This is a genomic window from Amycolatopsis solani (assembly GCF_033441515.1).
GTDB lineage: Bacteria > Actinomycetota > Actinomycetes > Mycobacteriales > Pseudonocardiaceae > Amycolatopsis > Amycolatopsis solani.
The window spans coordinates 1,488,022-1,512,310 of the sequence record NZ_JAWQJT010000003.1 but is presented as its reverse complement, the minus strand read 5'-3'; the positions used below and the strand labels follow the sequence as shown (position 1 = coordinate 1,512,310).

Sequence of the window (24,289 nt, the reverse complement as noted above, 5' to 3'; positions counted from 1 at the left end):
CCGGCTGCAGACGACAAGGCCGGCGAGCCTCCACCCTGCGTGACTGCACGGATCAAGGGGCGTCCGGGTCGTCCTCCCGGGCCCGCTGTGCGGCTTCGCGCATCTCGATGACGTCCGTGAGCCAGTCGCCCGTTTCGCGGGCGATGTCGCGGATCGCGCCCGTGATGATCGATGCGATGTTGCCGACGTGTGTCGCGGCCGATTCGGTGATCACCTGCAGGGTGTCCTTGTCTCGTTCGAACTGGCCCACCATGTCACCCTCACGCTGCTCGGAGCTGCCGGTCGGGTTCCACGGTAGTCGGGGACGGCGAAGTCTGCGGGAGAGCGAGCTTCACGATCTTCTTCGCGACCGACCAGAGCTGCTTGCGCAGCGGTCCCGTGTGGTAGGGCAGGCCGTACTTCTCGCAGATCGCGCGCACCTCGCCCGCGATCTGCGGGTAGCGGCGCGCCGGGATGTCCGGGAACAGGTGGTGCTCGATCTGGTGGGACAGGTTGCCGCTCATGATGTGGAACAGCGGGCCGCCCGAGATGTTCGCCGAGCCGAGGATCTGGCGCAGGTACCACTGGCCGCGCGACTCCGAAGCCGTCTCCTCCTCGGTGAAGCTTTCGACGTCGGCGGGGAAGTGGCCGCAGAAGATGATCGCGAACGCCCACAGGTTGCGGGTCAGGTTCGCCGTCGCGTTGCCGAGGAACGTCAGCGGGGCCAGCGGGCCGGTCAGCAGCGGGAACAGGACGTAGTCCTTGCCGACCTGCCGCGACGCCTTCCGCACGATCTTCTTCAGCACCGGCACGTTGTCGGCCCACGACCGCTCGCCCTTGACGACGTTCTCGACCTCGAGGTCGTGCAGCATGACGCCCCACTGGAAGAACAGCGCCAGCAGCGTCGCGTACACCGGGTTGCCCAGGTAGTACGGGTGCCACTTCTGGGCCGTGTCCATCCGCAGGATGCCGTAGCCGACGTCGCGGTCCTTGTCGACGATGTTCGTGTACGTGTGGTGGATGTAGTTGTGCGAGTGTCGCCAGTTCTCGGCGGGCGCCACGGTGTCCCACTCGAAGCGCTGCGAGCTCAGCGCCGGGTCGCGCGTCCAGTCGTACTGGCCGTGCATGACGTTGTGGCCGATCTCCATGTTGTCGAGGATCTTCGCCACCGACAGCGCGCCGACGCCGGCGAGCCACGCGGGCGGGAAGAACCCGGCGAACAGCAGCGCGCGGCCGGCGACCTCGAGCCCGCGCTGGGTCTTGATGACGGTGTGGATGTAGTCGACGTCCTCCTGGCCGAGGTCGTCGACGATCCGCTGGCGCAGCGCGTCGAGTTCGCGGCCGAACTCCTCGATCTGCGCCGGGGTCAGGCGGTCCTGCAATCCGGTCATGGCGGTCTCCTCACGCGTCGATCTCGACGTCCCCGACGGGGACGGAGATGCAGAGCTGGATTTCTTCGTCTTCTTCGCCGGAGATCTCGCCCGTCTTCGCGTTGCGGACGCGCCCGGCGGTCTTGAGCTGGGTGCAGGAGAAGCAGATGCCCATCCGGCAGCCGTGCTCCGGCGAGAGCCCGGCCTCCTCGGCCTGCTCCAGCAACGGCTTCCCCGAGTTCGCGCACTCCCGCCCGCTGCGCTTGAAGCGCACCTGCCCTTCGGCGTTCGCCGTGTCGAAGGTCAGCGCCGGCGGCGTGAACTCCTCGGTGTGCACGCGTTCACCCAGCTGCTCGCGCACGGCGTCCATCAGCGGCTTCGGGCCGCAGACGTACGCCTCCGCGTCGCGGAACCAGGGCGCGACCCGCGCCAGGTGCTCCGGCGTGAAGAAGCCGCGCAGTTCGCCGCCCTCGGTGTGGGTGTGGGCGTGCACGACCCGCAGGCCGGGGTGCCGGGCGGCGAGCTCGGCCAGTTCGGTGCGGTAGAGCGCGTCGGCCGGGCCGTTCGAGTACTGCACGAACACGATCTCGCCCGGGTGCTTCTCGTCGACCAAGGTGCGGGCCATGGCGAGCACCGGCGTGATGCCGCTGCCGCCCGCGATCAGCAGCACGCGGTCGGGCCGGGTGGCGGGCAGGGTGAAGCTTCCGTCCGGAGTGGACAGGTTGACGACCGAGCCGACGCCGATCGCGCGGTTCAGGTGCCCGGACACCAGGCCCTGCTCCTTGACCGTGAACTCCAGTTCGCCGTCGTACTGCGAACCGCACGGCGAATAGCACCGCGTGCGCCGGACGCCGTCGATCTCCACCTGCAGGCGGACGTACTGGCCGGCGGTGAAGCCCGGCCACGCGCGGCTCGGCCGCACGGTGAGGGTGACGCTGTCCGGCGTCTGCTTGCGCACCGCCGTGACCAGCCCGCGGATCTCGCGGCGGACCAGCATCGGGTCGACGAGTTCCAGGTACCGGTCCATCCCGTGGGGCGTCAGCAGCGCCTCGGCCAGCGAGGCGAGGCTGCGCACCCGCCGGGGGATGAGCGCCGTCATCTGTCCTCCTCGGTTACAGTGAACGACTGTACACTGAACAGTGCACTGCAGGAGTGGAGCCGCTGTCAACGCGGGAAGGCGAGGATGTGACGTGAGCAACGCGGTGGACATCCGTACGCTGGTGGACGTGTCGGAAGAGCCGGTGAGCCGCCAGGAGCGCAAGCAGCGCACCCGTCAGGCGTTGCTGGACACCGCGCTGGACCTGCTGGCCGACCGCCCGTTCGCCACGCTTTCCCTGCGTGAAGTCGCGAAGGGTGCGGGCCTGGTGCCGACGGCGTTCTACCGGCACTTCGCCACGATGGAGGAACTCGGCGTCGCGCTCGTCGAAGAAGCGACGCGCACGCTGCGCGGCATGATGCGCTCCGCCCGCACCGACCCGGACACCTACCAGGGGATGATCAGCGCCTCGGTGGCCACCGTGCACCAATTCGTCCGGGCGCACGAGGACCATTTCCGGTTCCTGACCCGCGAGCGCTACGGCGGCGGCCCGCTCGCCCGCGCCATCGCCGTCGAACTGCGCCTGTTCTCCGGCGACCTCGCGATCGACCTGGCCCGGTTCACCCCGCTGCGCTCGTGGAGCACCGAAGACCTGCACATGCTGGCGGACTTGATCGTTTCCGTGATGATCACGACGACCGTCGAACTGCTGGAAGCCCGCCCAGGTGAAGACGCGAAAATCACCGGAACGGCGGAAAAACGGCTGCGGTTGATCCTGCTCGGCATCCCGCACTGGAAAACTCGCTGAACGTTTCCCGCACGACGTTCGTATTTCCCGGCAGAACCCCGAGACTTGCGACTCACGTCACTGGGGACTGTCGGTCCGGCGTGGTACAACCCTCGGATCGTGCCTCGCCGATGAGGAGGTCGTGTGACGGACAGCGAACAGAGTCAGCAGCTCACCGTGGGTGTGGTGACCGAGTCACGCCCCGGGGAGCGCCGGGTGGCCATGGTGCCCAAACTGGTCGGGCGGCTGGCGCAGCGAGGGCTGCGCGTGGTCGTCGAACCGGGCGCCGGGGCCAGGGCGCACCTGAGTGACGACGCGTACACCCAAGCGGGCGCCGAGCTCGGCGACGCCTGGAGCGCGCAGGTCGTCGTGAAGGTCAACCCACCCGCGCCGGACGAGGTCGCGAAGCTGAGCCGGGGATCCGTGCTCGTCGGCTTCCTCGACCCGCGCGGAAACCCGGACGGGCTGGCGAAGCTCGAAGAAGCGGGCCTGCGCGCCTTCGCGATGGAGGCGATCCCGCGGATCTCCCGCGCGCAGGCGATGGACGCGCTGTCGTCGCAGGCCAGCATCGGCGGCTACCGCGCCGTGCTGCTCGCGGCGCAGAAGCTCCCGCGCTTCTTCCCGATGCTCACCACCGCGGCGGGCACGGTCCCGCCGGCCAAGGTGCTGGTGCTCGGCGCCGGCGTCGCCGGGCTGCAGGCGCTGGCCACGGCGAAGCGGCTCGGCGCGCAGACCACCGGCTACGACGTGCGGCCCGAGGTCGCCGAGCAGGTCAAGTCGCTCGGCGCGCAGTTCCTCGACCTCGGCATCGAGGCGGTCGGCGAAGGCGGGTACGCCCGCGAGCTGACGCCGGAAGAGCGCGAGGAACAGCAGCGGCGGCTCACCGAGGCCATCACGAAGTTCGACGTCGTGATCACCACGGCGCTGGTGCCGGGCCGCAAGGCGCCGACGCTGGTCACCGCGGACGCCGTCAAGGGCATGCCCGCCGGGTCGGTCGTGGTCGACCTCGCCGGCGAGACCGGCGGCAACTGCGAGCTGACCAAGCCGGGCGAGGACGTCGTGGAGCACGACGTCACCATCTCCTCCCCGCTGAACCTGCCCGCCGAAATGCCTTCGCACGCCAGCGAGCTGTACGCCCGCAACGTCGTCGAGCTGCTGGAGCTGCTCGTGACGAAGGAAGGCGCGCTGGAGCTGAACTTCGAAGACGAGATCGTCGCCGGTGCCTGCGTGGCCGGGCGCGAAGGGAGCCCGTCGTGAGTCCCCTGGTGCAGAACCTCGCGGTGCTCGTGCTCGCCGGGTTCGTCGGCTTCGCCGTCATCTCCAAGGTGCCCAACACCCTCCACACCCCGCTGATGTCCGGCACCAACGCCATCCACGGCATCGTGCTGCTGGGCGGGCTGGTCGTGCTCGGCCTCGGCGTCGACGGCGTCTTCAACAAGATCCTGCTGGTGATCGCGATCGCCTTCGGCACGATCAACGTCGTCGGCGGGTTCCTGGTCACCGACCGGATGCTGTCGATGTTCAAGGGCAAGAAACCCGCTCCGGCCGAGGAGGACGACAAGTGACCGACTTCGTCGCGATCCTCTACATCATCGCGTTCGCCCTCTTCATCTACGGCCTGATGGGCCTGACCGGCCCGCGCACCGCGGTCCGCGGCAACTGGATCGCCGCGGTCGGCATGGGCATCGCGGTGATCGCCACCCTGCTCACCCCGGGCATGGGCAACTGGCTGCTCATCGTCCTCGGCGTCGCGATCGGCGCGGTGGTCGGCGTGCCGTCCGCGCGCAAGGTCAAGATGACCGCGATGCCGCAGATGGTGGCGCTGTTCAACGGCGTCGGCGGCGGCGCGGTCGCGCTCATCGCGTGGGTCGAGTTCAACTCCACCGACGGCTACGCGCACGAACCGGCGTACATCGCGATCGCGTCCCTGTTCGCCGCGATCATCGGGTCGATCTCCTTCTGGGGCTCGAACGTGGCGTTCGGCAAGCTCCAGGAGCTGATCAGCGGCCGCCCGATCACCATGGGCAAGCTGCAGCAGCCGGTCAACGCGCTGCTCCTGCTGGTCGCGCTCGCCTGCGCGGTGGCCATCATCGCCGGCGGCGACTCGTGGCTGCTCATCGTCGGGCTGCTCGTGGCGGCGGGCATCCTCGGCCTCACCGTCGTGCTGCCGATCGGCGGCGCGGACATGCCGGTCGTCATCTCGCTGCTCAACGCCTTCACCGGGCTTTCGGCCGCGGCGATGGGCCTGGCGCTCGACAACACGGCGCTGATCGTGGCCGGCATGATCGTCGGCGCGTCCGGCTCGATCCTGACCAACCTGATGGCCAAGGCGATGAACCGGTCCATCCCGGCGATCGTCGCGGGCGGCTTCGGCGGCGGTCCGGCGGTGGCGGCCGGCGGGGGCGCGAAGGAAGCCCGTCCGGTGCGCGCGACCAGCGCCGCCGACACCGCGATCCAGATGGCGTACGCGAGCAAGGTCGTCGTCGTGCCCGGCTACGGCATGGCCGTGGCGCAGGCGCAGCACACCGTCCGCGAGATGGCGAAGCTGCTGGAGAAGAAGGGCATCACGGTCGCGTACGCGATCCACCCGGTGGCCGGCCGGATGCCCGGGCACATGAACGTGCTGCTCGCCGAGGCCGACGTGCCGTACGAGCAGCTCAAGGAGATGGACGAGATCAACTCCGAGTTCGCCCAGACCGACGTCGCGCTCGTGATCGGCGCGAACGACGTCACCAACCCGGCCGCGCAGACCGACCCGAGCTCGCCGATCTACGGGATGCCGATCCTCAAGGTCAACGAAAGCCGGTCCGTGATCGTGTTGAAACGCGGCATGAGCTCCGGCTTCGCGGGCATCGACAACGACCTGTTCTACGATCCGAAGACCAGCATGCTCTTCGGGGACGCCAAGTCGTCGGTGGGCGAGATCGTGGAGGAACTCAAAGCGCTATGACGACCGGGTCGGACGTCCGTGCCGCGTTCACGGACCCGGCCGAGAACCTGGCGTTCGACGAAGCACTCCTCCGGGTTGCGCCCGAGTCACCGGTGCTGTGGCTCTGGCGCAACCCGGTTTGCGTCGTGGTGGGGCGCGGGCAGCGGATCGCGCGCGAGGTGCGCGTCTCGGAATGCGAGCGCGACGGCGTCCCGGTGCTGCGGCGGGCCAGCGGCGGCGGCACCGTGTTCCACGACCCCGGCAACTTGAACGTGACCCTGGTGCTGCCCGGCCCGGCCGACCGGCCCCTGGAAGCGCTCGGCCAGGTGATGAGCGCCGCCGTCGACCAGCTCGGCCTGGTCCCGCGGATCGGCGACCGCGGGCTGTTCGTGGCCGACGCGAAGCTGTGCGGGTTCGCCGTGTTCCGCACCAAGACCGGGCTGCTGGCCCACTCGACGCTGCTGGTCGAGACGTCGGCCGCGCTGGTCGGCCGCTACCTGACGAGCGCGCCGCCGGACCCGCGGCCCCTCGACTCCCACCGCAGCCCGGTGGCGTCGCTGGCCGAGCACGGCGTCCGGCCCGGCTTCCCGGCGGTGGAGGCCGCGGTGCGTGCGGCGGCGTCGCAGATCCTCGGGACGTTCGTGCCGCGCCCGCCGACCGAGGCCGAACGCGCGCGGCAGCGGACGTTGCTGCACACCCGCTACCACTACCCGTCCTGGCACGCGGACGGCGCCCAGCGCGCGGCGTGACCTCTGTCTACTGTGGACTTACTCGGCGGCCGAGAACGTGATGCCGGGCACCTTGCGCGCGGTCGCCCGCGTGGTCTTCTTCGGCTCCGCCGCCTTGCGGGCGCGGGTCGTCTTCACCGGCTCGGCCTTCGCGGTCTTCGCCTTGGCCGCGGCCTTCGGTGCCGCCTTGGCGGTGGTCTTGGCGGTGGTCGTCTTGGCTGCGGCCTTCGCTCGCGGCCGCTTCGCGCCCGGCACGATCCGCGGACGGCGCTTGCGGCCCCCGGTGCGGCGGCCGGCGTCGGCGTAGCGCTGCAGGAACTCGCGCAGCGCGTCGGCGTTGGCGAAGGAGAGGTCGATGTCGTACTCGATGCCGTCCAGCCCGAACCCGACCGTCTCCGCGGCGGCCTCGCCGGTCAGATCGTCCAGCACCCGCACAGCCGTGTTCTTGGCCACGACAACCTCCCGTGCTCTTCGGGCGCACCGGGGCGACGGCACCCGGTGCCGCCGATAGACCTTGCAGCTTCTCCCGACGAGGATAGCCGCTGGCTTGCGCGATCCCGCGCGGTGGTGTGCGCTGAACCCCATGGCTGCACAGACTTTTGACGTAGTGGTGATCGGCGCGGGTCCGGTGGGGGAGGTGGCCGCCGAACGGGCGGCTCGCGGCGGCCTGAAGGTCGCCCTCGTCGAGCACGAACGCTTCGGCGGCGAGTGCTCGTACTGGGCGTGCATCCCGAGCAAGGCGTTGCTGCGGCCGGGCAATCTCCTCGCCGCCGCCCGGCGGGTCCCCGGCGTCCCGGTCGGCGACCGGCTCGACCCGGCGGCGGTCTTCGCCCGCCGTGACTGGTTCACCGGCAAGGGCGACGACTCGGGACAGGTCGACTGGGCGCGCGGTGCCGGCATCGAGCCGGTCCGCGGGCACGGCGTGATCACCGGTGAGCGGGAGGTGACCGTCGGCGGCGACCGCGTGCTGACCGCGCGGCACGCGGTGATCGTGTGCACCGGCAGCGTGCCGAACACGCCGAAGATCCCGGGCCTCGACACGATCCGGCCGTGGGGTTCGCGCGAGGCGACGTCGGCGGAGTCGGTGCCGGCGCGCCTCGGCGTCCTCGGCGGCGGTGTGGTCGGCGTCGAGATGGCGCAGGCGTTCGCGTCGCTCGGCTCGGAAGTCCACCTGGTGATCACCGGCGAGCGCCCGCTGCCGCGCAACGCGCACTTCGCCGGCGACCTCGTGCTGCACGGGCTGCGCGAAGCGGGGGTGTACGTCCACACGGAGTCGGGTGTCGAGCGGGTCGCCGCCGGGGCGGGCGGCACCGAACTGACGTTGAAGGACGGCGAGACGGTCGTCGTCGACGAGTTCCTGGTGGCGACCGGGCGCCGTCCCGCGACCGCCGGGCTCGGCCTGGAGACGCTCGGCGTCGAAGCGGGCGCCGCGCTGACGGTCGACGACAGCGGCCGGGTGTCCGCAGTGGACGGTGGCTGGCTGTACGCGGCGGGCGACGTCACCGGCCGCGCTCCGCTGACCCACCAGGGCAAGTACGGCGCCCGCGCGGCCGGCGACACGGTGGCGGCGCTGGCCGCGGGCAAGCCGGTCTCTTCGGCGGCGTGGAGCCCGTTCACCGCGACGGCCGACCACCACGCGGTGCCGCAGGTGGTCTTCACCGACCCGGAGGTCGCGGCGGTCGGCCTGGCGGACGCGCGGCCGGGCTCGGCCGACCGGGTCGTCGACATCGACATCGCGGTGGCGGGTTCGTCGCTGCACGCGGACGGCTACACCGGCAAGGCCCGGATCGTCGTCGACACCGAGCGGAACGTGCTGCTCGGCGTGACGTTCGTCGGCCAGGACGTCTCGGAGCTGCTGCACTCGGCGACCATCGCGATCGTCGGCGAGGTGCCGCTGGACCGGCTGTGGCACGCGGTGCCGTCGTTCCCGACGATCAGCGAGGTGTGGCTGCGGCTGCTCGAGGCGTACGGCCTCTGAGTCACTGCGCGGGCAGGTCCAGCGCCGCCTTCGCGGCGCGGGCGAGGCCGGGATCGTCCGGAGTGGACGGTCCCGGCGCCCAGACGGCCTGCACCAGCCGCACGGAGGTGCCTTCGACCTTGGAGGCGTAGGCGGCGTTCTCGAACCGCGGCGGGGCGGTGTCGCCCCACTTGCCGGTCTCGGTGGCGAGGTCGAGGATCCCGCCCCCGCCCGGCGTGTCCGCGACGGCCTTGAAGGCGGCCGCCTGCGCGGCGTCGGGGAACTCGACGATCCCGACGGTGACGGCCCCGGGCCGCCCGTCGACGGTGGCGGCGTAGCTGGCGCGCCGCACCCCGGCGCAGCTGGTCTGCTGCAGGCTGGCCTGAGCGTCCCCGAAGGCGTGCGACGCACACCGCTGATCGGCGTCGGCGGCGCGCAGGGCGAACTGCAGGCTCGGCGCGGGAGCGGCCGTCGTCGGACTGGCGGGCGGCGGCTGGGTGGCGGGCGTGGGCGGCCCGGTCGGCGCGGCGGCGGTGTCGTCCCCGGTGGTGGCGACGGCGATCGCGGCGACGACCAGGAGGACGAGCAGGCCGATGGCGCCGAGGGGAAGCCAGCGGACGGTGCGGGAGTCCTCCGGTCGTGGCTGGGGGGAGGGCTGCGGGGTGGCGGGCTGGATCGGTTGCCGGGCCGCGGGGAGCGGGTGGGGCGATGGCGTGGTGCGCGGCCGGCTGGGCGCGGTGGCTGCTGCGGGTGGGGCGGCTGCGGAGGCGGCGGTTGCCGCGGGTGCGGCAGCTGCGGATGGGGCGGCTGCTGGGGAGGTGGTGGATGCGGCAGGTGCCGCGGGTGCGGCAGCTGCGGATGGGGTGGCCGCTGGGGAGGTGGTGGATGCCGCGGGTGCGGCGGGGGATGGCGTGGCTGATTCGGGTGCGGTGGCTGCCGCGTGTGCGGCAGCTGCGGCGGCGGTCGGTGGCGTGGCTGCTTGGGGTGCGGCAGGTGAAGCGGGCGCGGTTGCGGCGGGGAAGGGGAGGCGCTCGGTGCGCTGGGCGTCGGGTGTGAGGGTTTCGGTTCGCTCGGTGTCCGTCGTGGACGGTCCGGGTTCACTCGGCCGGGTGGATTCGGTGCCGGGGAAGACCGGTGGTCCTTGAGGGGCGAGGACTTCGGTGCGTTCGGCTTCCTCGGACACGATTTCCGGCGGCCGGGGCACCTCGACGAGCGCGATTTCGGAGTCGAGAGGAAGTTTCGGCTCCAGCGCAGCTTCGACGGACGCGGTCGGTTCGGCTGCGGCGGCGGGAAGTTCCGGCTCGGGTTCGACCGGTGCGGTTTCGGCCACCGGCTCTTCGGCCGCGGCAGGCTCCGGTTCGGGCGGGACCGGGGTCTCGGTCCGCCAGTCGGAAGTGGCCGGCTCGGAAGCGGTCGAGCCGGAAGCGGGTGTACTGGAGGTGGCCGTGTCAGAACCGGCCGTGTCAGAACCGGCCGAGCCCGCGGTGGCGGAGCCCGGAACCACCGACCCCGGCACGGCGGCGGCAGCCCCCACCCCGCCCCCGGCCACCGGGGATGCGCTCTGCGCCGGAACCTCCGGGCCGCTGTCCCAAAGGGACTCCGGCGGAACGTCGTCCGTGAAGCGGCTGAAGCCTTCTCCCACCAGCACGTCGTCGGAAAACTCCGGGGCGTCCGGTGCCAGTCCGCGGATCAACGCGCGGACCTGGTCCACCGATCGGGGCCGATGTGCTGTCGCCAGGGAGACCGTCGCCGCCAGCATCGTGGTCGGGGTGGGGTGCAGGACGCGGACCGGGCCCGCCAGGTCGCCTGCCGGCTGGTCGACCGTCTCCACGTACGGGCCCACCGCGATGATCGTGCCCACCGGGGCCGTTCCCGGGACCAGGGCGGCGATCCGGCGCTCGCACGCCTGGGAGACGTCCAGCGCCTCCGTGGCCGGGTTGACCGCGTCGTCGTCGGCCACGAGGGGCCAGCCGTCCGCTCGCCAGGGGGCTCCCAGCGGGGCTTCCAGGCGCAGGGCCGGATCCGGGAGGTCCACGCCGATGACGATGATCACGCCGTGGGGGAGGATGACCACCGCCTCGATCGGGCGGTCCGTCACCGAGCCGACGCCGATCAGGGCGATGCCGCCGATCACGGTGCTGCCGCGGCCCAGGGATGCCAGTGCCGCCCGGATGTCGTCGGCCACCCGGGACTGCTGCCGCTCCAGGCGCACCAGTCGCACCGAAACCCCTCCCTGCTCGTCGTTCCGGGTCATCACGCTAGCGCGCGTGGCCGCATCCATCGTGCGACACGGGGACGACGCGGCCGCTTGCCCTCCGAAAGTGGTGCCCCGGGTGACTTGTGGTGTTCATGTGGCCAAACAGCACGGTTGGGGTGCAGAATGTGCTACAACGCATCGGAGGCGGTATTCGGGAGCCGCGCTGAAGCCGTTCCGCAGCTCGAGTCAGGGCGTAGGGGAAGACGTCCCTCGTCGAGCAACAAGCGGAGGTAGCAGTGAGCACCCGTGGCAGCACCCGAGGTGTGGTGTACGTCCACTCGTCGCCGTCTGCGGTGTGTCCGCACGTCGAGTGGGCCATTTCGGGCACCCTGGGTGCCCGCGTTGACCTGAAGTGGACGGCGCAGCCGGCCAGTCCGGGTCAGCTTCGCGCCGAATGCGGTTGGCGCGCGCCCGCGGGCACCGGCGCCAGACTGGCGTCCGCCCTCAAGGCGTGGCCGATGATCCGGTTCGAAGTCACCGAAGAGCCCAGCGCGGGCGTCGACGGCGAACGGTACTGCTTCGCGCCCGGCCTCGGCCTGTGGCACGGCCGGACCAGTGCCAACGGCGACATCGTGGTGGGCGAAGACCAGCTGCGCGCCCTCGTCGCCATGACCCGCGGGGGTGAGTCCCTCGCGCACAAGCTCGACGAACTCCTCGCCGCGAGCTGGGACGAGGCGCTCGAGCCCTACCGCCACGCCGGTGACGGCGCCCCGGTGACCTGGCTGCACCAGGTCGGTTAGCCGCGGGACGGGGGCCGGTACGCTCACGGCGTGACCACCCCCGCCCCCAGCTCTCGCCAGCGCTGGCTGGTGCCCGTCGTGGTCGTGGTGCTGTCCGTGACCGTCGGGGCCGGCTTGCTCGCGCGCGAGCTCTACCGACGTCCCGACCAGCCCGCCGACGACACCTCCGCCGCGATCGCGACACCGGCGACGTCGGGCAGCGGCGAGCCGGCCGCCGCGGACGCCGTGCGGATGACCGACGACGCGCGGGCGCACCCGCAGGCCGACGCCGTCCGCCGGGTCATCGAGACGTACTTCTCGGCCATCAACAACAAGCAGTACCAGCAGTGGACGAGCGTGGTCAGCGCGCAGCGGGTGGCGGAGCAGTCGCTCACCACCTGGAAGAACGGCGTACGCACCACAAAGGACAGAGACGCCGTCGTCTACCGGATCGAGCGCGGCTCCGGCTCGTCGCTGCGCGTCCTGGTCGGGTTCACCAGCGTGCAGAACCCCGAGGACGCCCCGCCGTTCTTCCAGGAGCCGTGCATCAAGTGGCGGCTGGTGCTGCCGATGGTCGTCGAGCAGGGCGCGCTGAAGATCGATTCGATCGACAAGGGCCCGCCGCCCGAACACGAAAAATGCTGATGAAAAAAGGGGCCCGGCCGAAGCCGGGCCCCTTTTTTGTTCGCGTCCGTCAGGCCGCGGGGGTGAACAGCAGGGCGGTGTTGTGACCGCCGAAGCCGAACGAGTTGCTGATCGCCGCGGTCAGCTCGACCTTGCGCGGCTCACCCGAAACGACGTCCAGCTGCACCCGCGGGTCCAGATCGGTCAGGTTCATCGTGGCCGGCACGATGCCGTGGTAGAGCGACAGGATCGTGATGATCCCCTCGACCGCGCCGGCCCCGCCGACGAGGTGGCCGAGCGCGCCCTTCGGCGCCGTCACGACCGGGTGTTCCCCGACCGCGTTGCGGATCGCCGCCGCCTCGCCGATGTCACCGACCACAGTGGACGTCGCGTGGGCGTTCACGTGCCCGACGTCCGCCGCGGTGACGCCGGCCATCTTCATCGCCGCACGCATGGCGGCGATCTGGCCGATGCCCTCGGGGTGGTTGCCCGTGATGTGGTAGGCGTCCGAGGTGATGCCGTGCCCGGCGATCGTCGCGTAGACGCGCGCCCCGCGGGCCTTCGCCAGGTCCGCGCGCTCCAGGATGACCACGCCGGAGCCCTCGCCGAGGACGAAGCCGTCCCGGTTGGCGTCGAACGGCCGCGAAGCCGCACCCGGGTCGTCGTTGCGCGTGGACACCGTGCGGGCCTGGGCGAACCCGGCCAGCGTGATCGGGTGGATGCACGCTTCGGCACCCCCGGCGACCACGACGTCGGCGCGGCCGGAGCGGATCATCTCGACCCCGCTCGCGATGCCTTCGGCTCCCGAAGCGCAGGCCGAAGCCGGCGAATGCACGCCGGCCCGCGCCTTCAGGTCGATGCCGACGTGCGCGGCCGGGCCGTTCGGCATCAGCATCGGCACGGTCAGCGGCGACACCTTGCGGAGACCCTGCTGGTGCAACAGATCGTTCTGGGTGAGCAGGGTGACCGGGCCGCCCACGCCGGTGCCGATCGACACGCCGAGGCGGTCGGGGTCGACGTCGGTGTGCTCGTCCGTCGGTTCCGCGTACCCGGCGTCGGCCCACGCCTGCCGGGCGGCGATCAGCGCGACCTGCTCGCAGCGGTCCAGCCGGCGGGCCTGCACCCGCGGGAGGACCTCCGACGGATCGACGGCCAGCATGCCGCCGATCTTGACGGGCAGCTGCAGCTCCTCGACCCAGTCGGCCTCGATCGCCCGGACCCCGCTCCGCCCGGCCAGCAGACCGTCCCAGGTGGACGTCACGTCCCCGCCGAGCGGTGTGGTGGCGCCGAGACCGGTGATCACGACGTCGATGTTGCTCATGGGAGTCTCCTCAAGGAGGGGAAGAGGACTACTTGGAGTTGGCCGAGACGTAGTTCACGGCGTCGCCCACGGTCTTGAGGTTGGCGAGCTCGTCGTCCGGGATCTTGACGCCGAACTTGTCCTCGGCCTGCACGGCGATCTCGACCATCGACAGCGAGTCGATGTCCAGGTCGTCCACGAACGACTTCTCGGCGGTGACGTCGTCCTGAGCCACACCGGCCACCTCTTCGACGATCTCGGCGAGGCCGGCGAGGATCTCAGCGTTGTCAGCCATGGGGTAGTTCCCTTCTCGGTCTTTCTGGGGGTCTGTGTTCCCTCGGGCGAGTGCCCGCGGGGAGCGTAACGGTGATCAGGGGCAGACGAACGCCTGCCCGGCGTAGGACAGGCCCGCGCCGAACCCGACCGCCAGCACCACGTCGCCGGACTTCGCCGTCCCGGCCTTGCGCATGTGGTCCAGCGCGAGGGGGATGGACGCCGACGAGGTGTTGCCGGAGTACTTGATGTCGTCCGCGACGACCATGTCCTCGCGGGCGCCCTGCGCCCGGAGCTTCTTCGCGATCGCCTCGACGATGCGCAGGTTCGCCTGGTGCGGGATCAGCACGTCCACATCGGACGGCTTCAGCCCGGCGACCTCCAGCGCGCGCAACGCGATCGGGGCGATCTGGGTGGTCGCCCACCGGAAGACCGACTGGCCTTCCTGGTAGATGAACTTCTCTTCGGTCATCCCGATCAGGTCGACGAGGTCGCCCGCGCTGCCCCAGGAGACCGGGCCGATCTGCGGCTCGTCGGACGCGCCGACGACCGCGGCACCCGCGCCGTCGGCGAAGATGATGGCGTTCGCGCGGTCGGTCGGGTCGACCGAATCGGTGAGCTTCTCGGCGCCGATCACGAGGACCTTCTTGGCGGAGCCGCCGCGGATCAGGTCGGAGGCGACGCCCAGGCCGTAGCAGAACCCGGCGCACGCGGCGTTCAGGTCGAACGCGCCGGGGCTCGGGATCCCGATCCGGGCGGCGACCTGCGCGGCCGCGTTCGGGATCGGCGTCGGCATCGTGCAGTTCGGCAGGATCACCGTGTCCACTTCGGACGGATCGACCCCGGCGTCGGCCAGCGCGGCGGTGCCGGCGGCGACCGCCATGTCGGTGAGCAGCTCGCCCTTGTCGGCGAAGCGGCGCTCGATGATGCCGACGCGCGTCCGGATCCACTCGTCGTTGGTGTCCATGATCTTCGAGAGGTCGTCGTTGCTGACGATCCGCTCGGGCTGGTAGCTGCCGACGCCCAGCACGCGGCTGCCGCGGGAGCCCGGGTTGAGGCTCAGGGCCGGTCGGTCGGTCACGAGGCGTCCTCCTGGCGCAGCGCCGCCAGCTCGGCCGGCGTCTTCAGCGCGGTGGTAGTGGTGACGACGCCCTTGAGCTGCCGCTTGACCAGGCCGGTCAGGGTGCCCGCGGGCGCGAGTTCGACGGTGCGGGTGACGCCGAGGGAGACCAGGCCGTCCATCGTCAGGTCCCAGCGGACCGACCGGGTGACCTGCGAGACCAGGCGCTCCAGGTATTCGGCTCCGCTGGTGACGACGGCGCCGTCCGCATTGGACAGCAGCGGCCGGGTGGGGTCGGCCGGGGTCAGCTCGGCGGCGTAGGCGCGCAACGCCTCTTCGGCGGGCGCCATGTACTGCGTGTGGAACGCGCCGGCGACCTTGAGGGCACGGATCTTCGTGCCTTCCAGGGGCTCGGCGACGATCTTCGCGACCGCGTCGGCGGCGCCGGACGCGACGATCTGCCCCGCGCCGTTGCGGTTCGCGGCGGTCAGGCCGCGGTCCTCCAGCCACGCGACGACCTGCTCGGGGTCCCCGAGCATGACCGCGGCCATCGACGTCGGTTCGAGCGCGCAGGCCTTGGCCATCTCGGCGCCGCGGACGGCGGCGAGCGCGACGGCGTCCGCGGGCTCGAGCACCCCGGCGATCGCGGCCGCGGCGAGCTCGCCGACGGAGTGGCCGGCGACCGGCGCGTCCGCGGGCACCGGCGCGGCGGCCTGCAGGTGCTCGAAGGTGAGCAGCGAGAGCGCGACGATCAGCGGCTGCGCGACCGCGGTGTCCTGGATCTCGTCCGCGTCCGCCTCGGTGCCGAGGCGGAGCAGGTCGAGCCCGGCGCGGTCGGACCACTGCGCGACGCGCTCGCGCGCGCCGTCGAGGTCGAGCCAGGGCGTGAACATGCCGGGGGCCTGGGACCCCTGACCGGGAGCGAGGACTGCTGCTGTCACCCTTCAAGACAACACGGCGACGGTGGTTTCCCGGGATGCCGACGCTCACAGTGTCTACGCGGCGTCTTTGTCGGAACCCTCCAAAGACGCGCCGGAGAAGCTCGCGCGTAACCCGGATGCCTTGTCGGGTTCAATCACCTTTCGCTGTTAAGTCCATCACGTGACGCGGCCCTCACCAGAGACCGCGGGCGCGGGCCAGCCTGCCCACCGCCAGCGCGATCCGCAGCACCAGCGCGTCCCGGGGGTCGGTCGGCTGGCAGCCGGTCAGCTCCGCCGCCTTCCGCAGCCGGTACCGGACCGTGTTCGGGTGCACGAACAGCGTCTTCGCGCACGTCTCCAGCACGCCGCCGCTCTCCAGGTACGCCTCCACCGTGCGCTGCAGCGTCGGGCCCGCTTCCTCCAGCGGGCGCGCGATCGAGTCCACCAGCAGGCGCTCGGCTTCCGCGTCCCCGGACAGCGCGCGCTCGGGCAGCAGGTCCGCCGAGCGGACCGGCCGGGGCGCGCCCGGCCAGCCGACCACCGCGCGCAGCCCCGAGAGCGCCTCGGTCGCGCTGTGGTGGGCCTCGGCCAGTGACGGGACCGTCGGGCCGGCGACCACCGGGCCCTCGGCGAACGCGACCGACATGCGGGCCAGGATTTCCCGCTCCTTCACGCCGCCGTCGGTCGGCCCGCCGACCACGACCACCAGCCGGGAGCCCTGGACCGACAGCAGCACCGGGCGCCCGACGCGGGCGGCGCGGCTGCGGACCTCGAACACCACCGCGGGCGGGTCGTCCGACGGCGGGTTGCCGACCAGGACGGTCGCCGCCGCGATCGGGTCCCAGCCCAGCGCCGTGGCGCGCGAGAGCACCGACTCCTCGGCGTCGCCGCGGACGATGCCGTCGACGACCAGCGCCTCCAGCCGGGCGTCCCACGCGCCGCGCGCTTCGGCCGCGGCCGCGTACGAGTTGGCCGCCGCGAACGCGATTTCCCGGCCGTAACGCAGGATTCCTTCGATCAGCGCCGCGCGTTCCGCTTCATTCGCGGCGAAATCCGGCAGTTGCTCTTCGAAAACCTCGATCGCCAGCCGCACCATGCCGACCGCCTGGCGCAGGCTGACCCAGCGCGACAGCTCGGCCGGTGCGTCGCGGAACGCCTCCGTCGTCAGCTTCAGCGCTTCCTTGGAGTCCCGCAGCCACCCGACGAAGCCGGCGGCACCCGCCTGCGTGATCAGCAGCACGCTCGCGCGCTGGTCGGCGGGCAGCCGGGCGAACCAGGTCAGCCGCTGCTCCATCACCGTGATGCTCGCGCTGGCCAGGCTGCCGGACGCGTGCTCCAGCCGCCGGAGCGTCTTCGCGGACAGTCCGTGGTGCTTCGGCACCCGGCGCGGGGCGGTGGTTCCATCCATGGCTCCAGCGATCCTACGTGTCCCGCAACTTTCGTAGCCCTCGGTGGCAACGCCGGGCGGTATGCGGTGCGTGCACCTACTGCCTAGGATCGCGGGCAACGGGGAAGCTGGAGAGAAATGGGGGAACCGGGATGACCGGTTTAGAGATCGACGCGATCTCCAAACGCTACGGCGACGTGGTGGCTTTGCGGGAAATGACCTTCGACGTCCGGCCGGGCGAATTGTTCGGGTTCGTCGGCAGCAACGGCGCCGGCAAGACCACGACCATGCGCATCGCGCTCGGCGTGCTGTCCGCCGACGCCGGCGAAGTGCGCTACGACGGGCAGCCGGTGACGCACGAAACGCGGCGCCACATCGGGTACATGCCCGAAGAACGCGGGCTCTACCCGAAGATGAAGGTGGCCGAGCAGCTGACGTACCTCGCGCGGCTGCACGGCATGTCCGCCGCCGACGCGCAGGCGTCGACGGAGAAGTGGACCGAACGGCTGGGTGTCGCCGCCCGCCGCGAGGACGAGGTGCAGAAGCTCAGCCTCGGCAACCAGCAGCGCGTCCAGCTGGCCGCGGCGCTGGTGCACGAGCCGCGGATCCTGGTGCTCGACGAGCCGTTCTCCGGCCTCGACCCGGTCGCGGTCGACGTGATGAGCGCGGTGCTCAAGGAAAAGGCCGCCGAGGGCGTGCCGGTCGTGTTCTCCAGCCACCAGCTCGACCTCGTCGAGCGGCTGTGCGACCGGGTCGGCATCGTCCGGAGTGGACAGATGGTCGAGGTCGGCACGGTCGGCGAACTGCGGGCCGGCGGGGCCGTGCGGCTGCGCGTCGACGTCCCCGAGGCCGGTGACGGCTGGGCCGACGGCGTCGCGGGCGTGCGGGTGCTCGGCCGCAAGGGCTCGGTCACCGAGCTGGAGCTGGGCGACGGCGCGGACGACCAGGACGTGCTCAAGGCCGCGCTGGCCACCGGGCCGGTGCGCGAGTTCGCGCGCGAGCAGCCGTCGCTGGCCGATCTGTTCCGCACCGTCGTGACGACCGAGGAGGTCCCCGCATGAGCACCCCGCTCCCGGATGTCCGGATGAGCCCGGCCGCGGCGGTGGGGCTGGTCGCCTCCCGCGAGATCAGCACGCGCGTGAAGTCGAAGGCCTTCCGCGTCGCCACCGTGGTCATGCTGTTGCTGATCGTGGTCGGCATCCTGCTGATCAAGCTCGTCTCGGGTGGCGGCGGCGCCGACTCGACGGTCGGCTACACCCCGGCGACGGCGGCGTTCTCGGCGCCGCTGAAGGCCAGTGGCCAGGCCGTCGACGAGAGCATCGACCTCACGCAGGTCGCCGACGAGGCCGCCGGGCGCGCCAAGCTGGCCGACGGCTCGATCGACGCGCTGCTCACCGGCGACGGCAAGACCGTGCACGTCCAGGTGAAGAAGGATCTCGACGGCAAGCTCTCGAACGTGCTGCAGCTGCTGTCCCGGCAGGTCGCGCTCGACCAGCAGATCTCCGCGCTGGGCGGGAACCCGGCGCAGTTCCAGGCGGCGATCGCGTCGGCGACGTTCGTCGAAGACCCGCCGCTGGAGCAGCCGTACGACTACAACGGCCAGCAGCTGGTGCTGGGCATCGCGGCCGGCATCCTGATCTACCTCTCGCTGATGATCAACGGCCAGAGCGTGGCGCAGGGCGTCGTCGAGGAAAAGACGTCGCGGGTCGTGGAACTGCTGCTGTCGACGATCAAGCCGTGGCAGCTGATGGCCGGGAAGGTGCTGGGCATCGGCGTGGTCGGGCTGATCCAGATGCTCGTCATCGGGGCCGGCGGGGTGATCACCGGGCTCGCGGCCGGCGTGCTCACCATTTCCGTTTCGGCCGCCGTGGGCACCGTCGTCTGGCTGATCGTGTGGTACCTGCTCGGGTTCTTCATGTACTCGATCGTGTTCGCCGCGCTCGGGGCGCTGGTTTCGCGCCAGGAAGACGTCGGCGGCGCGACGATGCCCGCGCTGATGTTCGTGATCGCCGGGTACGTCGTCGGCATTTCCGTGCTGCCGTCGGACCCGGGCAACACGTTCGTCGAGGTGCTTTCGGTGATTCCGGTGTTCGCGCCGACGCTGATGCCGATGCGGCTGGCGATGGGCGGGGTTCCGGTGTGGGAAGCCGTGTTGTCGGTGGGGCTGGTGGTGCTGATGATCCCGGGGCTGATCTGGCTGGCCGCGCGGATCTACCGCAACGCCGTCATGCGCAGTGGCGCGAAGGTGAAACTGCGGGACGCCCTGCGGGCCGCCTGACGTTCACCGTTTGTTCAACCGGCCCTCGGACGCTTCGGTGTCCGGGGGCCGGAACATTTATGTAGTCCATATGCTCGAGGCCGCCCGGCGCTCGCGGTTTACGCTGCGCCGGACGGCCTCGTCTCCCCGGTCCCCACCGGTAGAACCAGTATGGCCACGGGTGATCTTTCCGCGCCAGTCGTCTCACTCGATCGTGGGGCGCACGAGTTGCCGCCGCTGGGTACCTGATCAACGATCCGGTGCAACACAGCGGCACCACCCCGAATCCGAGGGTGGGGATTCGGGCGCAAAACCCGTGGAGGGAGTCGGTATGGGCCAGCAACTGAAGGACGGGCTCGGGCAGGCGTGGAACCTGGTGGCCACGTTCGTCCCGAAGCTTTTGGGATTCTTGATCATCCTGCTGATCGGCTGGCTGATCGCGAAGGCGATCTCGAAAGCACTGGGACTGGTGCTCGGGAAAGTGGGGTTCGACAAACTCGTCGCGAAGACCGGCCTTTCCGGGAACATCGGCAGCCAGAAGATCGACGCGGCCGGGATTCTCGTCAAATTGGTCTACTACTTCATCCTGCTGATCGCGCTGCAGCTGGCGTTCGGCGTGTTCGGGCCGACGAACCCGGTGAGCCAGCTGCTCAACGACATCATCGCGTTCCTGCCGCGGATCGTGGTCGCGCTGGTGCTCGTCGTGGTCGCGGCGGCCATCGCGAAGGTCGTGCGGGACGTCGTCGCGTCGGCGCTGTCCGGCCGGGGCGCGGCGCGCCCGCTGTCGATGGCGGCCTACTGGCTGATCATGGCGTTCGGCATCATCGCCGCCCTAGGCCAGGTGAACATCGCGACGGCGATCACCGGCCCGGTCCTGATCGCGGTCCTCGCCACGATCGGCGGCGTGATCGTCGTCGGCTTCGGCGGCGGCCTGATCAAGCCGGCCCAGGACCGCTGGCGCGGCTGGATGGCGAACATGGAGCACCAGCTGGAGACGCCGAAGCAGCGCACCGGCGAGATGGGCACCGCCGAGCGGCCCCGGACGACGGTGGGGGCCGACAACACCCCGACGCCGCCGGCCGGCACCCCGCGTCCGCAGCTGTGACCGGGTAGCGGGAGACACGGGAACGGGCCCGGCGGACGAGGAAGCCGCCGGGCCCGTTCCCGCGTCCGGAGGTCTGTCCGCCGGCTCTGCCGCCCGGCTGCGGTGTCGCGAATGACTCATTCGAGGCAGCAGAGGTCCCCCATGAGTCATTCGCGACCTTCGCGCACCCCGATGTCGGCCGGTCGCACCCGCAGGGGAGGGACGTGGTGCCCCCGGCAGACCCGCGCGACTTCGCCGGAGCTGTGGCGGACGAGGAAGCCGCCGGGCCCGTTCCCGCGTCCGGACGTCTTGAATGAGTCATTCAGGACCCCGGACGCCAGGGCTCCGGCAAAGTCGCGGTGGTCCGGTCCTCCAGGCCGGTCCCGCGCCGCTCGCGGTGTCCTGAAGGGGACGTTCCTGTCATGTGATGACAGGAAAGTCCCCTTCAGGACATCAGATGCCGGCAACGTCCCCTTCAGGTCGGCGGGACCCGCGACTTTGCCGGGACCCTGTCGCCGGACGACCTGAATGACTCATTCAAGACCTCCCGGGCGGGCACTACCCTGGGGCGATGGGGGTTGTGGCGGCGCTCTGGCGCTATCCGGTGAAGTCGATGGCGGGCGAACGGCTGACCGAGGTGCACGTCGGCGACCGCGGTCTCGACGGAGACCGCCTCTACGCGGTCTACGAGCCCGGCGGCCGGTTCGGCAGCGGCAAGAACTCCACCCGGTTCCGGCTGATGCCCGGGCTGCACGCCTTCGCCGCCCGCTACGACGGTGACGTCCCGGTGCTGACCTTCCCGGACGGGCGCGTGCGGCGCGGGGACGCCGCCGACGTGCACGGTGAGCTCGCCGCCGCGCTGGACTTCCCGGGGGTCGAGCTGGCGAAGGAAGCGGGGGTCCCGCACCACGACGAAGCCCCCGTCCACCTGGTCACGACCTCCTCGCTGGCCTGGCTGGCCGGGCACACGCCCGGCGTCGCGGTGGACGAGCGGCGGTTCCGGGCCAACATCCTGCTCGACACCGGATCGGTGCCCGGGCGGACCGAGGAGTCCTGGGTGGGGGAGCGGGTCCGGATCGGCGAGGTCGAGCTGGAAGTGCTCCGGAAGGCCGTCCGCTGCGTGATGGTCGGCCTGCCCGCCGACGGGCTGCCCGCCGCGCCCGGGCTGCTCAAGACGATCTCCGAGGTGAACGGCGTGACCTTCGGCGTGCAGGCCCGCGTGGTCCGCGGCGGCGCGCTCCGCGTCGGGGACGACGTCCACGGGGTGGGATGTTCCGCCCCTCACAGTCCCTAGGGAATTCACCTCCCGCGGAGCATGTTGGGAGCGGTAGGACGAAAGGGGCGTGCCGTGGACTTCCTGCTGCACCACGGGATCACCGTGCTGGGCCAGTGGATCTCGATCGCCGAGCTCGCCGGGCAGGTGTTCGCGCTGGCGGTCGTGTTCCTCGCGCAGCGTCGCACCCTGTGGACGTGGCCCGTGCAGGTCGGGGCCACCGTGCTGCTGTTCGCCGTCTACGTCTCCGCGCACCTCGGCGGGCTCGCCGCCCGGCAGGTCGCCATCCTCGCCATCTCGCTCTACGGCTGGTGGGCCTGGACGCGCCGCAAGGACCCGGTGTTCGGCGTCGTCGTCCGCTCGGGCCGGCTCGCCGAACGGCTGGCCATGCTGGCCGCCTTCGTCGTCGGCACGACCGTCATGGCCCTGGTCCTCGACGCACTGGACGCGTCTTGGGCGCCGTGGCCGGACGCCGCGATCTTCGTCGGCACCCTCGTCGCCTTCGGCGCCCAGGGCGCGGGGCTCGTCGAGTTCTGGCTGGTCTGGCTGGTCGTCGACGCGATCGGCGTGCCGCTGCAGATCTCCTCGGGCCTGTACTTCTCGGCCGCGATCTACATCGTGTTCGCCGGGCTCGTCGTGCACGGCTGGTGGAGCTGGAACCGCTCCGCCAAGCGCGTCGAGGCACGGGTCACGGCAGCATCCAGCTGAGCACCGGCGTGCTCTGACCCCACACGATCAGGCACATCACCAGCAGCAGCCCCAGGCTCCACGGCAGCACCTTCCGCAGCAGCTTGCCCTCCTCGCCGGGCAGGTTCGCGGCCACGCAGGCGATCGTGAGGTTCTGCGGCGACACCATCTTGCCGAGGACGCCGCCGGAGCTGTTGGCCGCGGCCAGCAGGTCCGCCGGCAGGCCGGTCTTGGTCGCCGCCGTCACCTGCAGCGCGCCGAACAGCGCGTTCGCCGAGGTGTCGGAGCCGGAGACGGCGACGCCGAACCAGCCCAGCACCGGGGACAGGAACGCCAGGCCGGCGCCGGCCGCCGCGATGAACGTGCCGATCGTGCTCGTCTGGCCGGACAGGTTCATCACGTAGGCCAGCGCGAGCACCCCGGTGACGGTCAGGATCGCGAACCGCAGCTCCTTGACCGTGGCCAGCCACTCCTGCGCGGTGGCGCTCGCCGAGACGGCCAGCACCACCGCCGTCAGGACGCCCGCGATGAGCACGAGCGTGCCGCCGGTGTTGAGGAACGGCAGCGAGAAGGTGTTGCCGGACACCGGTTTCCCGTTCGGCCCGGCGACGTTCAGCCCCGGCCAGTGGAACTTCCACGTCGCCTTGTCGAGCAGCTTCTTGACCGGCGGCAGCACGGCGATGGAGAAGATCACGATGATGAACGCGTAGGGCAGGTACGCCTTCACGACGTCGTTGCGCGAGTCCTCCGGCGGGGCCTCCGCGGTCGCCGTCCCGCCGGTGCCGATCCGGACGGCTTCGGGCACCGGGCGGCGCGTCTGGGGGAGCGCCACGAGCGCGGCGGCCCCGGCGAGCGCGGCGCCGATGTCGGCCAGCTGCGGCGACACGTAGTTGGACGCGAGGAACTGCACGAGCCCGAACGCCACTCCGCAGACGAGCGCGGGCAGCCAGGTGTCCTTCAGCCCGCGCTTGCCGTCGACGATGATCACCAGCAGCAGCGGCACGACCAGCGCGAGCAGCGGCGTCTGGCGCCCGACGATCGAGGACACCTCCTGCAGCGGCAGGCCGGTGACCTGGGCGAGGGTGACGACCGGCGTGCCCATCGCGCCGAACGCGACCGGCGCGGTGTTCGCGACCAGCGCGACCACCGCGGCCTTGACCGGGTGGAAGCCGACGGCCACGAGCATCACGGCGCTGATCGCGACAGGCGCGCCGAAGCCGGCCAGCGCCTCCATCAGCGCCCCGAAGCAGAAGGCGATGATGAGCGCCTGGATGCGCGGGTCGTCGGAGATCCGGCCGAACGAGCGGCGCAGGACGTCGAAGTGCCCGGTCCGCACGGTGAGCCGGTAGATCCACAGCGCGTTGACGACGATCCACATGATCGGCCACAGCCCGAACGCGGCGCCCGACAGCGCGCCGGAGACGGCCTGGACGACGGGCATCCCGAACGCGGCGATCCCGACGACGAGCGCGACGAGCAGCCCGATGAGGGCGGCGTGGTGCGCCCGCATCCGCACGGCCCCGAGGAGCACGAGGACGGTGGCGAGCGGCAGCACGGCGACGAGCGCCGACAGGCCCAGCGAACCGAGGGGAGTGAGATTCTGGACGAACACGGGCGACCTCCGTTTTCCACGATGCGAAAACGGCCTTTCGGCGAGTGCCC

24 protein-coding genes are annotated in these 24,289 nt (G+C 71.3%); 13 read left to right on the top strand and 11 right to left on the bottom strand.

The window, feature by feature from the left end:
- Nucleotides 1-52 precede the first annotated feature (52 nt).
- Genes SD460_RS39620 through SD460_RS39610 form a run of 3 tightly spaced genes read right to left on the bottom strand, consistent with a single transcriptional unit; the run spans nt 53 to nt 2,448 of the window.
- Complete coding sequence (locus SD460_RS39620; protein ID WP_290054343.1) at nt 53-253, bottom strand: hypothetical protein; 201 nt, start codon at nt 251-253, stop codon at nt 53-55.
- A gap of 7 nt (nt 254-260) precedes the next feature.
- A complete protein-coding gene (locus SD460_RS39615; protein ID WP_247012739.1) occupies nt 261-1,370 on the bottom strand; it encodes a fatty acid desaturase family protein in 1,110 nt (369 codons plus the stop codon).
- Between the two features lie 10 nt (nt 1,371-1,380).
- A complete protein-coding gene (locus tag SD460_RS39610; protein WP_290054340.1) occupies nt 1,381-2,448 on the bottom strand; it encodes a ferredoxin reductase in 1,068 nt (355 codons plus the stop codon).
- Between the two features lie 91 nt (nt 2,449-2,539).
- Here SD460_RS39610 and SD460_RS39605 point away from each other — a divergent pair, with 91 nt between their 5' ends.
- The 5 genes from SD460_RS39605 to SD460_RS39585 all read left to right on the top strand — a co-directional run bounded on the left by SD460_RS39605 (nt 2,540) and on the right by SD460_RS39585 (nt 6,850).
- Complete coding sequence (locus tag SD460_RS39605; protein WP_290054338.1) at nt 2,540-3,193, top strand: TetR family transcriptional regulator; 654 nt, start codon at nt 2,540-2,542, stop codon at nt 3,191-3,193.
- Between the two features lie 123 nt (nt 3,194-3,316).
- The gene (locus SD460_RS39600; protein WP_318307509.1) at nt 3,317-4,429 is read left to right on the top strand and encodes a Re/Si-specific NAD(P)(+) transhydrogenase subunit alpha; all 1,113 of its coding nucleotides are present in this window, start codon (nt 3,317-3,319) and stop codon (nt 4,427-4,429) included.
- Between the two features lie 5 nt (nt 4,430-4,434).
- On the top strand, nt 4,435-4,737 hold the full coding sequence (locus SD460_RS39595; protein ID WP_290054394.1) for an NAD(P) transhydrogenase subunit alpha part 2: 303 nt from the start codon (nt 4,435-4,437) through the stop codon (nt 4,735-4,737).
- Nucleotides 4,734-6,122 (top strand): NAD(P)(+) transhydrogenase (Re/Si-specific) subunit beta, encoded by a 1,389-nt coding sequence (locus SD460_RS39590; protein ID WP_290054334.1) that lies wholly within the window; start codon nt 4,734-4,736, stop codon nt 6,120-6,122. The genes SD460_RS39595 and SD460_RS39590 overlap by 4 nt, the downstream gene beginning before the upstream one ends.
- Nucleotides 6,119-6,850, top strand: coding sequence for a lipoate--protein ligase family protein (locus SD460_RS39585; protein WP_290054332.1), 732 nt, complete (start codon nt 6,119-6,121; stop codon nt 6,848-6,850). The genes SD460_RS39590 and SD460_RS39585 overlap by 4 nt, the downstream gene beginning before the upstream one ends.
- Before the next feature lie 18 nt (nt 6,851-6,868).
- Here SD460_RS39585 and SD460_RS39580 read toward each other — a convergent pair whose 3' ends face one another.
- Nucleotides 6,869-7,282, bottom strand: a complete 414-nt coding sequence (locus tag SD460_RS39580; RefSeq protein ID WP_290054331.1) for an Lsr2 dimerization domain-containing protein — start codon at nt 7,280-7,282, stop codon at nt 6,869-6,871.
- A 130-nt stretch (nt 7,283-7,412) separates the two neighbouring features.
- Here SD460_RS39580 and SD460_RS39575 point away from each other — a divergent pair, with 130 nt between their 5' ends.
- On the top strand, nt 7,413-8,807 hold the full coding sequence (locus SD460_RS39575; RefSeq protein ID WP_318307508.1) for a dihydrolipoyl dehydrogenase family protein: 1,395 nt from the start codon (nt 7,413-7,415) through the stop codon (nt 8,805-8,807).
- A 1-nt stretch (nt 8,808) separates the two neighbouring features.
- On the opposite strand, the gene SD460_RS39570 is transcribed toward SD460_RS39575, so the two are convergent.
- Nucleotides 8,809-11,007 carry a hypothetical protein gene (locus SD460_RS39570; protein WP_290054328.1) on the bottom strand — a complete coding sequence of 733 codons (2,199 nt, stop codon included), beginning with the start codon at nt 11,005-11,007 and terminating at the stop codon, nt 8,809-8,811.
- Between the two features lie 272 nt (nt 11,008-11,279).
- On the opposite strand from SD460_RS39570, the gene SD460_RS39565 reads away from it, so the two are divergent.
- Both SD460_RS39565 and SD460_RS39560 read left to right on the top strand, forming a co-directional pair.
- A complete protein-coding gene (locus SD460_RS39565; protein WP_290054326.1) occupies nt 11,280-11,783 on the top strand; it encodes a DUF3145 domain-containing protein in 504 nt (167 codons plus the stop codon).
- Nucleotides 11,784-11,813: 30 nt separating this feature from the next.
- Nucleotides 11,814-12,407, top strand: coding sequence for a hypothetical protein (locus tag SD460_RS39560; RefSeq protein WP_290054325.1), 594 nt, complete (start codon nt 11,814-11,816; stop codon nt 12,405-12,407).
- Nucleotides 12,408-12,456: 49 nt separating this feature from the next.
- Here the strand turns inward: SD460_RS39560 and SD460_RS39555 are convergent, their stop codons facing one another.
- The 5 genes from SD460_RS39555 to SD460_RS39535 all read right to left on the bottom strand — a co-directional run bounded on the left by SD460_RS39555 (nt 12,457) and on the right by SD460_RS39535 (nt 17,347).
- Nucleotides 12,457-13,707: a beta-ketoacyl-[acyl-carrier-protein] synthase family protein gene (locus SD460_RS39555; RefSeq protein WP_290054323.1), complete on the bottom strand. Its 1,251-nt coding sequence runs from the start codon at nt 13,705-13,707 to the stop codon at nt 12,457-12,459.
- 28 nt (nt 13,708-13,735) lie between these two features.
- Nucleotides 13,736-13,981, bottom strand: coding sequence for an acyl carrier protein (locus SD460_RS39550; protein WP_004559006.1), 246 nt, complete (start codon nt 13,979-13,981; stop codon nt 13,736-13,738).
- 75 nt (nt 13,982-14,056) lie between these two features.
- Nucleotides 14,057-15,040 carry a beta-ketoacyl-ACP synthase III gene (locus SD460_RS39545; protein ID WP_290054315.1) on the bottom strand — a complete coding sequence of 328 codons (984 nt, stop codon included), beginning with the start codon at nt 15,038-15,040 and terminating at the stop codon, nt 14,057-14,059.
- On the bottom strand, nt 15,037-15,960 hold the full coding sequence (locus tag SD460_RS39540) for an ACP S-malonyltransferase (RefSeq protein WP_318307507.1): 924 nt from the start codon (nt 15,958-15,960) through the stop codon (nt 15,037-15,039). Before SD460_RS39540 ends, SD460_RS39545 begins: the two co-directional genes overlap by 4 nt.
- Nucleotides 15,961-16,132: 172 nt before the next feature.
- A complete protein-coding gene (locus SD460_RS39535) occupies nt 16,133-17,347 on the bottom strand; it encodes a PucR family transcriptional regulator (RefSeq protein ID WP_290059865.1) in 1,215 nt (404 codons plus the stop codon).
- A 131-nt stretch (nt 17,348-17,478) separates the two neighbouring features.
- Here SD460_RS39535 and SD460_RS39530 point away from each other — a divergent pair, with 131 nt between their 5' ends.
- The 5 genes from SD460_RS39530 (at nt 17,479) to SD460_RS39510 (ending at nt 22,648) form a co-directional block, all read left to right on the top strand.
- Nucleotides 17,479-18,387 carry an ABC transporter ATP-binding protein gene (locus SD460_RS39530; RefSeq protein WP_290059862.1) on the top strand — a complete coding sequence of 303 codons (909 nt, stop codon included), beginning with the start codon at nt 17,479-17,481 and terminating at the stop codon, nt 18,385-18,387.
- Nucleotides 18,384-19,604 carry an ABC transporter permease gene (locus tag SD460_RS39525; RefSeq protein ID WP_290059861.1) on the top strand — a complete coding sequence of 407 codons (1,221 nt, stop codon included), beginning with the start codon at nt 18,384-18,386 and terminating at the stop codon, nt 19,602-19,604. Before SD460_RS39530 ends, SD460_RS39525 begins: the two co-directional genes overlap by 4 nt.
- A gap of 310 nt (nt 19,605-19,914) precedes the next feature.
- A complete protein-coding gene (locus SD460_RS39520; RefSeq protein ID WP_290059859.1) occupies nt 19,915-20,688 on the top strand; it encodes a mechanosensitive ion channel family protein in 774 nt (257 codons plus the stop codon).
- 550 nt (nt 20,689-21,238) lie between these two features.
- The gene (locus SD460_RS39515; protein WP_290059857.1) at nt 21,239-21,961 is read left to right on the top strand and encodes an MOSC domain-containing protein; all 723 of its coding nucleotides are present in this window, start codon (nt 21,239-21,241) and stop codon (nt 21,959-21,961) included.
- Nucleotides 21,962-22,015: 54 nt separating this feature from the next.
- On the top strand, nt 22,016-22,648 hold the full coding sequence (locus tag SD460_RS39510; protein WP_290059856.1) for a nicotinamide mononucleotide transporter family protein: 633 nt from the start codon (nt 22,016-22,018) through the stop codon (nt 22,646-22,648).
- Here SD460_RS39510 and SD460_RS39505 read toward each other — a convergent pair.
- Nucleotides 22,629-24,239 carry an L-lactate permease gene (locus tag SD460_RS39505; protein WP_290059855.1) on the bottom strand — a complete coding sequence of 537 codons (1,611 nt, stop codon included), beginning with the start codon at nt 24,237-24,239 and terminating at the stop codon, nt 22,629-22,631. The genes SD460_RS39510 and SD460_RS39505 overlap by 20 nt on opposite strands.
- Between the last annotated feature and the right edge of the window lie 50 nt (nt 24,240-24,289).